This window comes from Rhodoluna sp., from assembly GCF_024639375.1.
Lineage (GTDB): Bacteria > Actinomycetota > Actinomycetes > Actinomycetales > Microbacteriaceae > Rhodoluna.
In genome coordinates this window covers 105,704-120,184 of sequence record NZ_JAHEIM010000002.1, presented here as the reverse complement: position 1 = coordinate 120,184, position 14,481 = coordinate 105,704, and the positions used below count along the sequence as shown (strand labels likewise).

At 52.1% G+C, this 14,481-nt stretch carries 15 protein-coding genes and 1 pseudogene; 11 read left to right on the top strand and 5 right to left on the bottom strand.

The window, feature by feature from the left end:
- Positions 1-139: 139 nt before the first annotated feature.
- From Q0L28_RS01435 to Q0L28_RS01385, 11 genes and pseudogenes are all read left to right on the top strand, one after another.
- A pseudogene (locus Q0L28_RS01435) lies at positions 140-307 on the top strand (DUF1737 domain-containing protein); the annotation flags it as partial.
- A 66-nt stretch (positions 308-373) separates the two neighbouring features.
- Positions 374-1,582, top strand: a complete 1,209-nt coding sequence (locus tag Q0L28_RS01430; RefSeq protein ID WP_296630542.1) for an MFS transporter — start codon at positions 374-376, stop codon at positions 1,580-1,582.
- 45 nt (positions 1,583-1,627) lie between these two features.
- Complete coding sequence (locus tag Q0L28_RS01425; RefSeq protein WP_296630540.1) at positions 1,628-2,404, top strand: IclR family transcriptional regulator; 777 nt, start codon at positions 1,628-1,630, stop codon at positions 2,402-2,404.
- 77 nt (positions 2,405-2,481) lie between these two features.
- Positions 2,482-3,642 (top strand): 4-hydroxybenzoate 3-monooxygenase, encoded by a 1,161-nt coding sequence (locus Q0L28_RS01420; RefSeq protein ID WP_296630536.1) that lies wholly within the window; start codon positions 2,482-2,484, stop codon positions 3,640-3,642.
- A 7-nt stretch (positions 3,643-3,649) separates the two neighbouring features.
- Complete coding sequence (locus Q0L28_RS01415) at positions 3,650-4,330, top strand: 4-carboxy-4-hydroxy-2-oxoadipate aldolase/oxaloacetate decarboxylase (protein ID WP_296630533.1); 681 nt, start codon at positions 3,650-3,652, stop codon at positions 4,328-4,330.
- Positions 4,327-5,427: a 4-oxalomesaconate tautomerase gene (locus Q0L28_RS01410; RefSeq protein ID WP_296630530.1), complete on the top strand. Its 1,101-nt coding sequence runs from the start codon at positions 4,327-4,329 to the stop codon at positions 5,425-5,427. The genes Q0L28_RS01415 and Q0L28_RS01410 overlap by 4 nt, the downstream gene beginning before the upstream one ends.
- Positions 5,424-6,443, top strand: coding sequence for an amidohydrolase family protein (locus Q0L28_RS01405; protein WP_296630527.1), 1,020 nt, complete (start codon positions 5,424-5,426; stop codon positions 6,441-6,443). Before Q0L28_RS01410 ends, Q0L28_RS01405 begins: the two co-directional genes overlap by 4 nt.
- Positions 6,440-7,327 carry an amidohydrolase family protein gene (locus Q0L28_RS01400; RefSeq protein ID WP_296630525.1) on the top strand — a complete coding sequence of 296 codons (888 nt, stop codon included), beginning with the start codon at positions 6,440-6,442 and terminating at the stop codon, positions 7,325-7,327. The genes Q0L28_RS01405 and Q0L28_RS01400 overlap by 4 nt, the downstream gene beginning before the upstream one ends.
- A 2-nt stretch (positions 7,328-7,329) precedes the next feature.
- The gene (ligA, locus tag Q0L28_RS01395) at positions 7,330-7,728 is read left to right on the top strand and encodes a protocatechuate 4,5-dioxygenase subunit alpha (RefSeq protein WP_296630523.1); all 399 of its coding nucleotides are present in this window, start codon (positions 7,330-7,332) and stop codon (positions 7,726-7,728) included.
- Positions 7,728-8,573 carry a class III extradiol dioxygenase subunit beta gene (locus Q0L28_RS01390; protein ID WP_296630520.1) on the top strand — a complete coding sequence of 282 codons (846 nt, stop codon included), beginning with the start codon at positions 7,728-7,730 and terminating at the stop codon, positions 8,571-8,573. The genes ligA and Q0L28_RS01390 overlap by 1 nt, the downstream gene beginning before the upstream one ends.
- Positions 8,573-9,523 (top strand): Gfo/Idh/MocA family oxidoreductase, encoded by a 951-nt coding sequence (locus Q0L28_RS01385; RefSeq protein ID WP_296630518.1) that lies wholly within the window; start codon positions 8,573-8,575, stop codon positions 9,521-9,523. Before Q0L28_RS01390 ends, Q0L28_RS01385 begins: the two co-directional genes overlap by 1 nt.
- Before the next feature lie 62 nt (positions 9,524-9,585).
- Here Q0L28_RS01385 and Q0L28_RS01380 read toward each other — a convergent pair whose 3' ends face one another.
- From Q0L28_RS01380 to Q0L28_RS01360, 5 genes are read right to left on the bottom strand one after another with little or no spacing between them, the layout of a single operon-like run.
- Positions 9,586-11,040, bottom strand: a complete 1,455-nt coding sequence (locus Q0L28_RS01380; protein WP_296630515.1) for a benzaldehyde dehydrogenase — start codon at positions 11,038-11,040, stop codon at positions 9,586-9,588.
- Between the two features lie 57 nt (positions 11,041-11,097).
- On the bottom strand, positions 11,098-12,126 hold the full coding sequence (locus Q0L28_RS01375; protein ID WP_296630512.1) for a branched-chain amino acid ABC transporter permease: 1,029 nt from the start codon (positions 12,124-12,126) through the stop codon (positions 11,098-11,100).
- Positions 12,126-12,998, bottom strand: a complete 873-nt coding sequence (locus tag Q0L28_RS01370; protein WP_296630510.1) for a branched-chain amino acid ABC transporter permease — start codon at positions 12,996-12,998, stop codon at positions 12,126-12,128. The genes Q0L28_RS01375 and Q0L28_RS01370 overlap by 1 nt, the downstream gene beginning before the upstream one ends.
- Complete coding sequence (locus Q0L28_RS01365; RefSeq protein WP_296630507.1) at positions 12,995-13,741, bottom strand: ABC transporter ATP-binding protein; 747 nt, start codon at positions 13,739-13,741, stop codon at positions 12,995-12,997. Before Q0L28_RS01365 ends, Q0L28_RS01370 begins: the two co-directional genes overlap by 4 nt.
- Positions 13,738-14,463, bottom strand: coding sequence for an ABC transporter ATP-binding protein (locus Q0L28_RS01360; protein WP_296630504.1), 726 nt, complete (start codon positions 14,461-14,463; stop codon positions 13,738-13,740). The genes Q0L28_RS01365 and Q0L28_RS01360 overlap by 4 nt, the downstream gene beginning before the upstream one ends.
- Positions 14,464-14,481 lie beyond the last annotated feature (18 nt).

The window sequence follows — 14,481 nt, the reverse complement described above, 5'->3', positions numbered from 1 at the left end:
GCCTGCAGTTAAGAAGGCTGCCAAGCCAGCAGCTAAGCCAGCCGCAAAAGTTGCTGCAAAGCCAGCAGCTAAGCCAGCAACCAAGCCCGCAGCTAAGGTAACACCAAAGGTTGTCAAGGCCAAGCCAGCGGCACCTCGCGCCTATTCACTAGTTACCGGCCCAGACGACTCAACCTTCTGCGAGCGCGTATCAGCCAAGTTGGCTAATGGCTACGAACTATATGGTTCACCATCAGTTACTTTCAACGGCAAGACAGTAATCGCAGCCCAGGCTGTAGTGCTGAAGAAGAAAGGCAAAAAGAAGTAATTCTTCGCCAAGCTTAAAACCCCAGTCGCGAGGCTGGGGTTTTTGCATTCTGGGTAGGCTTTCAAAATGAACAAATTCACCGCGGATGTTCGTGCCCGCCTAGCCGTGACATTCTTCTTTGTCTTCACGGGTGCGGCAACAACAGCATGGGCTGTGCATATTCCAGTTGTGAAAGAGCGTTTTGATCTTTCAAATGCCCAAGTGGGCTGGGTCATCATGATGCTCGGTCTTGGCGCTGTGACCTCTATGCAGTTCATGGGTCACATTGTTGACAAACGTGGCAGCAAATTTGGCACCGTTTTGGCAGGCATCTGCACATCTGTGGCGGTGATTCTGCCTGGCCTGGCCACAAACGTTTACACACTGTGCGCTGCGCTATTTGTGTTCGGATTTTTTCTGAGTGCCACCGATGTGTCGATGAACGCTCAAGCGGTAGAGCTTGAAAAACGCTACAACCGACCTATCTTCAGCGCCTTTCACGCGTATTGGTCTATTGGTTGTGTAATTGGTGCCACACTAGGCGGCGCTGCACTTGCCGCCGGGTGGCCAATGGTCGTCACGCTTTCGGCAATCGGCGCGCTCGGGCTAATCATGGTTGCCGTTGCCAACAACTGGTTCCTGCCAAAGGTGCAGTCGCAGCAATCCGAGGTAGCCAAACAAAGCAAGCAAGAACTCAAGGCGCAAGCCAAACTTCAAAATGCAGCGAATCGCCCTTACCTAAAACTCGTTGTTGCACTTGGCATCATGGCGGGTTCGGGCGCGCTCATCGAAGGCATCGGACTCGACTGGTCTGCGTTGTTTGGGGTTGGCATTCTCAATGTGTCAGCATCGCAAGCTGCTATTTCGGTGACGGTTTTCTCAGCGGCGATGGCAGGCTTCAGATTCTTAGCTGACAAAGTCGTTGGCAAGCTCGGTCGAATTCCAGTGATTCGCTACGGCGCTGCAATTGCGGCAGTGGGTGTTGGTTTTGCAATCTCGCAAACCGTTTTCGAAATTTCAATCATCGGATGGCTGGTGGCCGGCCTCGGAATATCCGCGGTGGTGCCGCAGATCTTTGCCTACTCGGCGGGTGTTGGTGAAGAGTCACACTCGGGTCGAAACATGGCAATGGTTTTTGGTCTTTGCTACGCGGCCATGCTGGGTGGCCCGGCAATCATTGGTTGGGTTTCATCGCTAGCTCCACTCAACATCACTTTGTGGTTCGGTGTTTTGCTTGCCGGCTACATCTTTATTACTTCGCTGTTTTTGCCAAAAGACAAATCACTCGTCAATTAAGCCAGTGCAATTGACTTCCGCTCTTCGGAAGCCCATTATTGGTCTGTGGCCAAAGCAGAGCTAGATCAAAAGTCGGTGACTGGCCGAGCCTTCTCGGTGCTCGATGCCTTTGACGCGAGTCATCGCCACCAAACACTTGCTGCAATCGCCCGTCGATCAGGCCTTCCACTAACTACCGTGCACCGGTTGGTTCACGAACTCACCGCCCAAGGCGCACTGATTCGAACATCCGATGGGGCCTATGAAATTGGCAGCAAAATGTGGCGCCTGGGGCTGCTTGCCTCGCTGCACTCTGACCTTCGCGAAGTGGCGTTGCCCTACATGGAAGACATTTATCAAATCGCCAACGACGCCGTGCAGATTGGTGTACTCGATGGAGTGCGTTGTTTGATCGTTGAGCGCATCGCCGGCTCGCGCACTCTCGAAGTAGTGAGCAAGCCCGGTGCGCGCTTGCCCTTGCACGCCACTGCAGTGGGCAAAGTTTTGATGGCCTTTGGCTCAAAAGAATTGCAAGATGCAGCAATCAAATCTTTGGATAAGTACACCACCAAGACCATCACCGACGAGGCCGACCTCAAGAAGCAACTAAAAATAATCAAGACCCAAGGGTTTGCTCATTCAGAAGAGGAGCTGGCGATGGGTGCCACGTCGATTGGGGTGCCAATTTACGGCTATGGCAACCGAGTGATTGCTGCCCTCGGATTAGTGACTCCGGTGGCTAACCGCGACATTGAACGAATGGTTGCGGTGCTAAAGGTATCGGCTAGCGCGCTTTCAAAGAAGTTGATTCTCAGCGGTGTAGGCAGCCTTAGCGCACCTTAGATAACCTTTCGATAACGGTCTTCCGCTCACCGGAAGGATTTGTGCGGGACCTCCGATATTGGTGTTTTCTAAAGACTATGAAAACTCAAGTAGCCATCATCGGAGCTGGCCCATCGGGACTTATGCTCAACCGTTATCTAGCCAAGCACGGCATCGAGTCAATCGTTATCGAAGACCGATCACGTGACTATGTTGAATCTCGTATTCGTGCCGGTCTATTGGAGACCCAAGCGGTAAACCTTCTCGAAGAAATTGGCGTTTCTGATCGCCTAAAGAAAGAGGGCCTTGAGCACGAAGGTATCTACCTTCAGATTCCTGGTGAGCGCAAGCACATCAACTTCAAAGACCTAATTGGCTACACCGTTTGGGTTTATGGTCAGACCGAAATTCAGCGTGACCTAGATCACGCTTGCGATGCCGCCGGTCAAGAGATTCACTACGAAGTAACCAACGTAGAACTGCACAACACCGACTCAGAGAACCCTTCAGTCACTTTCGTTGACAAAGATGGCAACGCACAAAAAATCGAGTGTGCCGTTATCGCAGGTTGCGATGGCTTCTGGGGTCCTTCTCGCAAGTCAATCCCTGGCGTTGAGGTCGGCAGCTTCGAGCGCGTTTATCCATTCGGCTGGCTTGGTGTGATGGCCGATGTTGCGCCGTCAACCGACGAGTTGATTTATGCTCGCCACCCAGATGGTTTTGCAATGCACTCGATGCGATCAGACAAAGTTAGTCGCTTGTATTTGCAGGTTGACCCTAAAGATGACATCGCTAACTGGTCAGATGACCGAATTTGGTCAGAGCTTTCAAAGCGCATGGCGGTTGATGGCTGGGAGCTAAAGACTGGCCCAATCACCGAAAAGAGCATTGTTGCAATGCGTTCGTTCGTTTCTGGAAAGTTGAAGCACGGACGTTTGTTCTTGGTTGGCGACGCCGGCCACATCGTGCCGCCAACTGGCGCAAAGGGTTTGAACTCTGCCGCTAACGACGTGCGCTTCTTGGGCGAGGGTCTAGTTGACTTCTTCAAGAAGAACGATGCGAACCTTTTGAATGCCTACGAAGATCGCGCTAAAGAGACCGTCTGGCGCGTGACACACTTCTCATGGTGGATGACTAGCATGTTGCACACCATGGGCGACGAGTTTGACAACCAATTGCAGCTATCGCAGTTGAAGCACCTATTCAAGAACAAAGCACTACAGACTAATCTTGCAGAAAACTACGTAGGAATTCGTTAGGAAAATAATGCCAAGAGTAGTTCGTGGAACCCCTCGCACCGACCTGGCCATTGTTGATGGCTTGGCCGAGATGGGTGTTGCTACAGTGCACGAAGCGCAGGGTCGCATTGGTCTACTAGACCACCGACTGCGTCCAATCTTTCCGGCCAAAATCGCGGGCAACGCACTCACCTGTGAGGTCGCGCCGGGTGACAACTGGACGATTCACGTGGCGGTAGAGCAGGCCCAGCCAGGCGACATCCTGGTGGTTACGCCAACCAGCCCGTGTGACGATGGCTACCTTGGTGACCTGCTTGCCGAGAGCCTGATGGCTCACGGCGTGCGCGGATTGATCATCGACGCAGGTGTTCGCGATGTTGCCACTCTCACCGAAATGGGTTTTCCAGTTTGGCCAAAGGTGATTGCATCTCAGGGCACGGTTAAAGAGACACCGGGAAACGTGCAGGTTCCAATCGTGATTGCCAACCAGGCAGTTCGCCCGGGCGATGTGATTGTGGCCGATGTTGATGGCGTTTGTGTGGTTCGTCGCGAGGATGCGGCCGAGGTGCTTGAAAAAGCACGCGCCCGCGAAGCAAACGAAACTGCAAAGCGTGCTCGACTCGCATCAGGTGAACTAGGTCTAGACATTTACAACATGCGCGATGCTTTGGCTAAAAAGGGATTGGTCTACGAGGACTACTCAGAATGACCAACTCGCAGTTAGCAATCGATTGCGCGGTTATGCGCGGTGGCACATCCAAAGGTTTATATTTTTTGGCCTCGGATTTGCCTGCCGACACAGCTACCCGCGACAAGGTATTGCTTGCTGCGATGGGTTCACCCGATGAGCGTGAAATTGACGGCATGGGTGGCGGTCACCCGCTAACTTCCAAAGTTGCAGTGGTTAGCAAGTCAAACCGCGAGGGCATTGACGTTGACTATTTGTTCTTGCAAGTTTGGCCAGATAGAGCCGAAGTTAGTGACCAACAAAACTGCGGCAATATCTTGGCTGGCGTTGGCCCGTTTGCTATTGAAAAGGGTCTAGTTGCTGCGACCGGGGATCTGACCCCGGTTTCGATTTTTATGGTCAACACCGATTCGAAGGCAACTGCGTTTGTTGAAACTCCAAACGGCTTGGTCAACTATCAGGGCAATGCGCGCATCGATGGTGTGCCGGGTACGCACGCATCGGTAAACATTAATTTCGAGGATGTCGCCGGCTCAAGCACCGGCGCACTTTTGCCAACCGGCAACGTGGTGGATGTTGTGAATGGGGTCGAGGTCACCTGCATCGACAACGGCATGCCGGTGGTTTGCTTGAATGCCAGCGACTTTGGCATCACCGGCTACGAGACTCCGGCTGAACTCGAGGCCAACCAAGAATTGCGTTCCAAAGTTGAGGCAATTCGCTTGGCGGTTGGCCCACTCATGAACCTGGGCGATGTCACTAACAAAACAGTGCCAAAGATGTCGCTCTTGGCCAAGGCTAAAGATGGCGGGCTGATCAGCACACGCACCTTTATTCCACACCGCGCTCACGAGGCAATTGGTGTGCTTGGCGCTGTTTCGGTTGCTACCGCCTGCATTCTTGAGGGCAGTATTGCTCAAAAGATCACAGGCGTTGCACCGGGCAGTGGGGCACAAGACATTGAAGTCGAACACCCAACCGGCTTCTTCACGGTTCAAATGGAAGTCGATAGCTCTGGGGCCGAGCTAAAAATTACAAAATCTGCACTTTTGCGAACCGCGCGAATGCTTATGCAAGGCAGTGTTTTTGTGCCTAAATCAACTTGGGAGAACAAATGATCATTGACTGCCACGGCCACTACACAACGGCGCCCGAGCTGCACAATCAGTGGCGCATCGATCAGTTAGCCGCGTTTAAAGCTGGCCAACCCACTCCGGAGTATCCGGTGATTTCAGATGAAATCATTCGTGCATCAATCGAAGAAAACCAGCTCAAGCTAATCAACGAGCGCTGCTCTGACCTCACTATCTTTTCGCCACGCGCCTCAGCGATGGGCCACCACGAAGGCGACCAGCGCATCAGCAAAGAGTGGACGGTTGCTTGCAACAACCTGATTAAGCGTGTGGTTGATCTTTTTCCAGGAACCTTTGTTGGCGTGTGTCAGTTGCCGCAATCACCGCGTGCAGATTTGACCGAGTCGATTGCAGAACTTGAGCGTTGCGTGAATGAACTTGGTTTCATCGGCTGCAATCTAAACCCAGACCCAAGCGGCGGCATGTGGCAGACCGTGCCGCTTACCGATAAGTATTGGTACCCGCTTTACGAAAAGCTGGTTGAGCTCGACGTGCCAGCGATGATTCACGTTTCTGCCAGCTGCAATGAAAACTTTCATGCCACCGGTGCGCACTACATGAACGCCGACACCACTGCTTTCATGCAGTTAATTCAAGGCGATCTATTCAAGGACTTCCCAACGCTGCGCTTCATCATTCCTCACGGTGGTGGCGCGGTTCCTTATCACTGGGGTCGCTACCGCGGTTTGGCCGACATGCTTAAGAAGCCAAGCCTAGATGGCCACCTAATGAACAACGTCTTCTTTGACACCTGCGTTTACCACCAGCCGGGAATCAATCTGTTGGTCGAAGTGATCGATAACAAAAACATTCTGTTTGGTTCAGAAATGATTGGTGCGGTTCGCGGCATCGACCCAACTACCGGCCAGTACTTCGACGACACCAAGCGCTACATTGATGCCGCCAAGATTTCTGAGGCTGAGCGCAAGAGCATCTTCGAGGGCAACACCCGCAAGGTGTTCCCGCGTCTAAACAAAAAGCTTGAGGCGGTCGGCCGATGAGCACAAAGTTTGTCAAAGACGCCGATTGGCTTGACTGGGATGCCAACCCAACAAAGCCAAGTTTCAAGGTGCCAGCCGGTGCTGTAGATGCTCACTGCCACGTGTTTGGTCCGGGTGATGTCTTTCCGTTCGCACCAGAGCGAAAGTACACACCTTGCGACGCAAGCCGCGAGCAGCTTTTTGCACTTCGCGATTTTTTGGGTTTCGAAAAGAATGTGGTGGTGCAGGCAACTTGTCACGGTGCCGACAACTCTGCGTTGCTAGATGTGCTTGAACACGCAAACGACAAAGCCCGTGGTGTTGTTACCGTAAAGTCAGATGTCACTCACGCCGAGCTTGAGCGCATGCACGCCCTTGGTGTTCGCGGTGTTCGCTTCAACTATGTGAAGCGCCTGGTTGACCCAAAGCCAGACGACTACTTCCGCGGCATCATCGAAAAGATCAAGCCTTTTGGTTGGCACGTTGTGCTTTATTTTGAGCCGGCCGACCTAATTGAAAAGTGGCAGTTCTTTACTTCGCTTGGGGTGCCAATTGTGGTTGACCACATGGGCCGCCCAGATGTCACCAAGCCGTTAGATGACGCTGGTTTTCAGTTGTTCCAAAAGTTCATGCGTGAAAATGATGTTTGGGCCAAGGTCAGTTGCCCAGACCGCCTAACCGTTTCGGGATCCCCGCTGTATGCCGACGTGGTGCCGTTTGCCAAGGCTATCGTTGAAGAATTTTCAGATCGCGTGCTCTGGGGCACCGACTGGCCGCACCCGAACATGAAAAAAGAGGTGCCCGATGACGGCATCCTTGTTGACTATGTTCCATCAATTGCAACATCCGCAGCACTGCAAGAAAAGCTACTCGTCACGAATCCAAACAACCTCTACTGGAGTTAAGAATGAAACCTAATTTCGATCAGTTCAAGGACATTCCGGGCACCACCATCTTCACCATCGAAAAGGCGCGTGAAGGTTTTCAGCTCAACGAGTTTTGCATGAGCCTGCGCACACAAGAAAACCGTGACCGTTTTCACGCCGATGAGCGCAAGTATCTTGACGAGTGGGAGATGACCGAAGAGCAGAAGAAAGCTGTTCTCGATCGTGATTTTCAGCGCATGCTCGATTTAGGTGGCAACGTTTATTTCTTGTCAAAGATTTTTGCCGCCGAAGGTTTGTCATATGTTCAGGCGGTTAGCACCATGACCGACATGAACGTTCAGGAATACCAAGCCATGATGCTTGCCGGTGGACGTAGCCCTGATGGCTGGCGTTCAAAGAAAGAACGAGGAGAGGCATAATGGCTAAGATTACAGCCGGTATTGCAACCAGTCACGTGCCCGCAGTGGGCCACGCGGTTGACAGCGGCCGCACACAGGATGACTACTGGAAGCCGATGTTTGACGGCTACGAGTTCTCAAAAAAGTGGATTGCTGAAAACCCTGCAGACGTTGCAATCATCGTTTACAACGACCACGCCTCTTACTTTGGCATGGACATCATGCCTACCTTTGCAATGGGCATCGCCGAGAAGTTCAACATCTGCGACGAAGGTTACGGCCCTCGACCTATCCCGGTGGTTGAAGGTCACGCTGAACTTGCCACACACCTTGCGGCTTCGTTGATTCTCGATGACTTCGACATGACCGTGTTGAACAAGCTCGACGTTGACCACGGGTTGACTGTGCCGCTTTCTTTGATGTACGGCACTCCAGATAAATGGCCAACCAAAGTCATTCCGTTGCCAGTCAACGTGGTGATGAATCCGCAGCCATCAGGCGAGCGTTGTTTCTCACTCGGCAAGGCAATCAAGGATGCCGTGGAGCAATTTGATGGCGACCTAAAGGTTCACATTTGGGGCACCGGCGGCATGAGTCACCAGATTCAAGGTGCGCGTGCCGGTTTGATCAACCTGCCTTGGGATATTCAATTTATGGATGACTTGATCAATGACCCAGAGACCCTGCAGTACAAGCCACACCTTGAATACATGGTTGAGGCCGGCTCTGAAGGCGTCGAGTTGATCATGTGGCTCATCATGCGTGGCGCGCTGGGCGATAAAGTCAACGAGGTGCACCGCTTCAACCACGTGCCGGCTTCAAACACCTCGGTGGGCCACCTGATTCTTACTCCGAAAGATAACTAATGACTGTGAACATCGCTGTGGTAGGCCTAGGCGCTTTTGGTATCAAGCACCTTGATGCTTTGGCAAACATTGAAGATGCAAACATAAAGTACGTTGCGCACTCGAAGCTGCCGGTAGCCGAAGAAGTGGCTGCTAAGTACGGCGCCGAGCGTGCATTCACTGACTACGCAGAGTTGCTGGCGCAGCCAGATCTAGACGGCGTGATTCTTGCTACCCCAACGCAGATGCACCACAGCCAGACCCTGCAGGCCCTGAATGCCGGCAAGCACGTTGAAGTTGAAATTCCAATGGCCGACAACCTGGCCGGGGTTCAAGAAATTGTTGATCTGCAGCAGAAGACCGGTTTGATTGCAATGGCGGGGCACACACGTCGCTTCAACCCATCACACCAATACCTGCACAAGATGATTCAAAAAGGTGAGTTCAACATTCAGCAGATGGATGTTCAGACTTACTTCTTTAGACGCACCAACATGAATGCTCTCGGTCAGCCACGCTCTTGGACAGACCACCTGTTGTGGCACCACGCCGCGCACACCGTTGACCTGTTTGCCTACCAAACCGGTTCAAAGATCGTGAAGGCAAATGCGGTGCAGGGGCCAAAGCACCCAGAGCTCGGCATCGCCATGGATATGTCGATTCAGTTGCAGGCCGAGAATGGCGCAATCTGCACACTGTCACTTTCGTTCAACAACGATGGGCCGCTTGGTACCTTCTTTAGATACATCGGTGACAACGGCACATACATTGCTCGTTATGACGACCTAGTCACCGGCAAAGAAGAGCCAATTGATGTTTCCATGGTTGATGTATCAATGAATGGAATCGAACTCCAAGACCGCGAATTCGTTGCTGCAATCAAAGAAGGCCGCGAGCCGAATTCATCCGTGGCGCAGGTTTTGCCTTGCTACATCGTGCTTGACCAGCTTCAGAAACAGCTGGCTTACTAACAAAAAAGCTTAAAAAATTAGCGGGGTCAACGAAAAAGTTGACCCCGCTAATTTGTTTTTGACTAGAACGGGTACGGTGCAATCTCGGCGCGAACTGTCAACCACTGAGTTTCGGTGAAGGCTTCGATGTTAGCCTCGCCACCGAATCGTGAACCGTTGCCTGAGGCACCCACACCACCGAACGGAATGTTGGCTTCGTCGGCAACAGTCTGCTCGTTGATGTGGATGATGCCTGAAGGAACTGAGTCAGCAATCTTCATTGCCAAACCAACTTCACCAAGAATCGCAAGAGACAAACCGTACTCGTTGTCTGAAGCGATTTCGATGGCCTCATCGATAGTGCTGAACTTGATGACTGGAGCCACCGGGCCAAACACTTCTTGAGAGTAGGCAGCCATTTCCTTGGTGACGTTTGCCAACACGGTTGGGCGGTAGAACAGACCTTCGTAGGTACCGCCGGCAACAAGTGTTGCTCCTTCGGCAACCGACTCCTGGATGATTCCGTCGATGCGCTTTAGCTGCTTCTCATCGATGATTGGGCCCAGGGCAACCTGCTCGGTTGCTGGGTTACCAACTGGCAAGTGCGATGCCTTTTCGCCAAGCACCTTAACGAACTCGTCGTGCAGTGATTCGTGAACAATCACGCGACCAGTAGCCATGCAAATTTGACCTTGGTGCAAGAATGCACCGAATGCTGCTGCGCTGGCTGCCTTCTGAATGTCGGCACCAGGCAAAACGATAAGTGCGTTGTTGCCACCGAGCTCTAGGTGAACTCGCTTTAGGTGCTTTGAAGCCAACTCACCAACGTGACGACCAGCCTGGGTTGAGCCGGTGAAAGAGATGATGCGAACCTCTGGTGCAGTCACAACAGCCTGGCCAATGTCGGCACCACCAGGGATGACGTGTAGCAAGCCCTTAGGTAGGCCGGCTTCTTCGAATACGCGGGCAATTGCATAGCCGCCCGAAACAACGGTGCGTGGGTCTGGCTTAAGAATTACCGCGTTGCCCAAAGCTAGGGCAGGTGCAACTGATCTGATCGACAATATCAACGGAAAGTTGAATGGAGAGATGATTGAAACCACACCTGCTGGCATGCGACGAGCAAAGCTCCAGTGCTCTTCATTAGAAGGAAGCACTGAACCCATTGCGTGGCCAGGAAGACCTGAGGCAGTGAAGCAAATCTCTGCAGCCATGTGCTGTTCGAGGCCAGCCTTTGGGGGAATAGCGCCAGTCTCACGAATAACCCAGTGAGTGACTTCGTCGGCGTACTTGTACCATAGGTCGCCAGCCTTGCGCAGAATTGCAGCACGTTCTTCAGGCTTTGTTTTAGCCCAGGCTTTTTGAGCTTCGGCCGCTTCTTTTGAAGCACGAAGCACATCGCCTACTGAGCCCATACCAACGGTGGTTAGCACTTCACCGGTTGCCGGTTCGTGAACATCAATGTTCTCGCCGCCACCAGCTACCCAGTCACCATTAAAGATCTTGCCCGTCCACACCGACGTATTTAGCAGCTCCATTTTGTTTCTCCTTTTATCTTTTATTTCATAAACGGCTGGTGACCGTTTGAATCCTATTTATTTCTTCTTCAGCTTGATGCCAGGAAAAAGGGGCTGAACCTGGTGACCAACTGGAAAGACTTTGAAATTGAATCGGTGCGAGATTTCGCCCCAAACGCCACGAGGCAAGAACAGCATGATGAGAATCGCCAACACACCCAAGACAACCATGTACCAAAGTCCCATTTGGCTGAAGTAGTAATCCATCAAGAAGTAAATGATTGCGCCAATGATTGGGCCTTCAATTGTTCCGATGCCACCAATTAGAACCATGAAGATCATGAACGCTGAGTAGTTGACACCGAAGATAGTGTTTGGCGATGCAACGCCTAGGCCCTGGAGGCAAATAATTCCGCCGGCAGCAGCTGCACCCATGGCAGCAACGACAAATACGATGCGCTTGGTTTGGCTAACTTTGATGCCCATCGATTTTGCCGCAACTTCGTTGTCGCGAATGCTCTGCAAAGCCACACCCAAACGGCTGCGTAGCAAATAGAAAGTCGCGACAATTGCAAGGCCCATAATCGCCAGAGCAACCCAATAGGTAAACAGGTTTCGATAAATCGCATCTTCGGTATAGGTGGTGATGCTGCGGCCACGACCTGAACCAAGCGAATCAAAACGAATCACAATTTGGCGAGTTGCTTCTGCAATCACCCAGGTGCCGATTGCGAAGTAGCCGCCTCGCAAGCGGAAAGCTACGTATGAAATTGGAAATGCGATTATTCCCACAGCAACCGATGCAACCAACACGCTCGAATAAGGGTCAAGGCCCATGTCATTGAAAACAAATATGCCATAGGCGCCCAAACCGATATATGCCTGTTGACCAACCGAAACCATGCCTGCATAACCAGCAAGCAGGTTCCAGGTGGTTGCCAAGCTAATCAAATAGAAGAGCTTGATCCACGCCGAAGTTACATCCGTAGCAAAGATGTAAGGAGCAACGGCTGCGAATAGAAAGACCGCTGCACCGACTAGGCCAACAACGGTGGCTTTCTTTTGAAAGTGGTCAACTTTGTAATCAGCACTCAATTGTGAAGTCATCAGCTTGCAACCTTGCTCTTAACGATTCCTGTTGGGCGAAGCACTAGTACCAATAGGAACACTAGATTGCCCACAAGCAGTGGAAGTTCTGGGCCAAACAGACCCGCAACAGTTTGGGCCAGACCCAAAACAATGCCGCCGGCCAACGTGCCCCAAGGTGAACCCAAGCCACCAATGATCACGGCTTCAAAGGCGAACAACACGGTTAGTTGGCCGTCAAACGGGGTCACGCCGCCTTGGCGAATTCCAAAGAACACACCGGCTAGGGCAGCAAGGGCAAAAGCCAGACCCATGGCCATGGCATAAACGTTGCGGTAGTTCACGCCCATCAAACTCAAAGTTTGTGGGTCGTCGGCTGCAGCACGCATGTTTCGACCAGGTCGGGTGCGAGCCAAGAATAGCTGCAACAGCACAATAAGAATCACGGCGATTGCCAGGGTTAGCAATGGCATTACACCGATGCTGATGCTGTCACTCACTTGGATGCTGGCCACGGCTAGGTCACCGATTGGAATCTGCAATTTGTTGTTTGTGAACACGCTGATCAGCACGTTTGGAATGATCACCGAGAAACCGAAGGTGATCATCAAAGGCGCAAGTTCACCCATTCGAAGTGCGCGCTGCAACATGGTGCGCTGCACCACATAACCAATTGCAAACATTGCTGGCACAACAATCAAAATGCTGAGCCAAACATCCATGCCAAGCGATGTCAAAGTCATCACCGAGAAGTAAGCACCAAGAGTCATGATTTGACCGTGTGCCAAGTTCACAACTTTTAGAACACCAAAAGCCAATGACAAGCCAAGTGCCGAGATAGCAAATAAGCCACCAAGCAAAACTCCCTGAATTAACGCATTAACAATGTTCACTTTGTTGCGCCGCCTTTCTTAGTTGCGTCATCAAAGCTCTCAATCGAGTGACCAAAGTACGCTGCGGTGATTGACTCGCGGCTAAGTTTTGCAGCCGCACCTTCAAGAACGTTGTGACCCTCAAGCATGCAAACGATGTAGTCGGCAACTTTGATTGTGCGGCTTAGGTCTTGTTCAACCAAAACTACGCCAAGCCCAGATTTGCGAACAGTGCTTAGCGATTCATAAATTTCATCAACGATGATTGGTGCCAAACCTAGTGACACTTCGTCGAGCAAAAGCAACTCTGGGTTCGACATCAGGGCACGGCCAATTGCTACAGCCTGTTGTTGACCACCAGAAAGTCTCGAAGCGTTTCGTGAAAGCAGTGGCTTGATCATCGGTAGGGCTTCAACCACGGAGTCAAGGTTCCAAAGCCCAGGGCGACGCGCAGCCGCACCCATGTTTAGGTTCTCTTTCACTGTGAGGCTGGCGAATAGTCGGCGACCTTCGGGCACCAACGAGATGCCTTGACGAGCGCGCTCAAAATCTTGCGTTGCGGTTATGTCTTGGTCGTGAAAGCTGACAGAGCCGCCCCAAATTTTGTGGGCACCAGCAATAACGCGCAACAGGGTTGATTTGCCGGCACCGTTGGCGCCAACCAGGGCAACCAGCTGGCCAGGCTCAACCGAAAAACTTACCCCGCTCACTGCGGGTGCATCGCCATAGCCGGCGCTGATGCTTTCAATCTTCAAAAGGCTCATTTGATGCCTCCACCTAGGTAGACCTCTAGAACCTCTGGGCTCTGCATTACTGTCTTTGGGTCGCCGTCGGCAATCAAGGTTCCAGAGGCTAAACAAACTAAACGGCTAACCACCGCGGTCAAGGCTTGCACTACGTGCTCAATCCAAACGATCGTGATTCCTGAATCACGAAGTTGGCTAATGGTCTGCACCAAGCTGTCGCATTCTGCCTCTGTCAGTCCACCGGCGATTTCATCCAAGAGCAAAATGCTTGGGTTTGTTGCGAGTGCTCGAGCAAGTTCTAGACGCTTGCGAGCTAGCAACGGCAACTGGCCGGCCGGTGTGTTTGCGTATTGCATCATTTCAGCAATTTCAAGTGCTTCAAGTGCTTTGTCTTCGGCGGCTTTGCGCTTTAGGCCAGCACCAAAGGTCGCACCCGAAAGTGCGTTTTCAAAAACTGTGAGGTTGGTGAATGGGCGAGGAATCTGAAAGGTTCGACCGATTCCCATTCTGGTGCGATCTTCTGAACCAACCGAGGTTACGTCGCGGCCATTTATAAGAACAGTGCCCGCGGATGCCTTTTCGGTTCCACTGATAACGCTTAGCAAGGTTGACTTGCCGGCCCCGTTTGGACCGACGATGCCAATCGCTTGGCCGGCAGGAACAGTGAATGTCACTTCTTCAAGAACTCGCAAACTCGCGTACGACTTTGCAATTCCTTTTATTTCTAATGCGTTACTCACTGTTCCTGCCCATCCAAA

What these genes read in the sequence shown, in the direction of transcription:
- Q0L28_RS01430 (WP_296630542.1), top strand. Translation starts at nt 374, where the DNA reads ATGAACAAATTCACCGCGGATGTTCGTGCCCGCCTAGCCGTGACATTC.
- Q0L28_RS01420 (WP_296630536.1), top strand. Translation starts at nt 2,482, where the DNA reads ATGAAAACTCAAGTAGCCATCATCGGAGCTGGCCCATCGGGACTTATG.
- Q0L28_RS01415 (WP_296630533.1), top strand. Translation starts at nt 3,650, where the DNA reads ATGCCAAGAGTAGTTCGTGGAACCCCTCGCACCGACCTGGCCATTGTT.
- Q0L28_RS01410 (WP_296630530.1), top strand. Translation starts at nt 4,327, where the DNA reads ATGACCAACTCGCAGTTAGCAATCGATTGCGCGGTTATGCGCGGTGGC.
- Q0L28_RS01405 (WP_296630527.1), top strand. Translation starts at nt 5,424, where the DNA reads ATGATCATTGACTGCCACGGCCACTACACAACGGCGCCCGAGCTGCAC.
- Q0L28_RS01400 (WP_296630525.1), top strand. Translation starts at nt 6,440, where the DNA reads ATGAGCACAAAGTTTGTCAAAGACGCCGATTGGCTTGACTGGGATGCC.
- ligA (WP_296630523.1), top strand. Translation starts at nt 7,330, where the DNA reads ATGAAACCTAATTTCGATCAGTTCAAGGACATTCCGGGCACCACCATC.
- Q0L28_RS01390 (WP_296630520.1), top strand. Translation starts at nt 7,728, where the DNA reads ATGGCTAAGATTACAGCCGGTATTGCAACCAGTCACGTGCCCGCAGTG.
- Q0L28_RS01385 (WP_296630518.1), top strand. Translation starts at nt 8,573, where the DNA reads ATGACTGTGAACATCGCTGTGGTAGGCCTAGGCGCTTTTGGTATCAAG.
- Q0L28_RS01380 (WP_296630515.1), bottom strand. Translation starts at nt 11,040, where the DNA reads ATGGAGCTGCTAAATACGTCGGTGTGGACGGGCAAGATCTTTAATGGT.
- Q0L28_RS01375 (WP_296630512.1), bottom strand. Translation starts at nt 12,126, where the DNA reads ATGACTTCACAATTGAGTGCTGATTACAAAGTTGACCACTTTCAAAAG.
- Q0L28_RS01365 (WP_296630507.1), bottom strand. Translation starts at nt 13,741, where the DNA reads ATGAGCCTTTTGAAGATTGAAAGCATCAGCGCCGGCTATGGCGATGCA.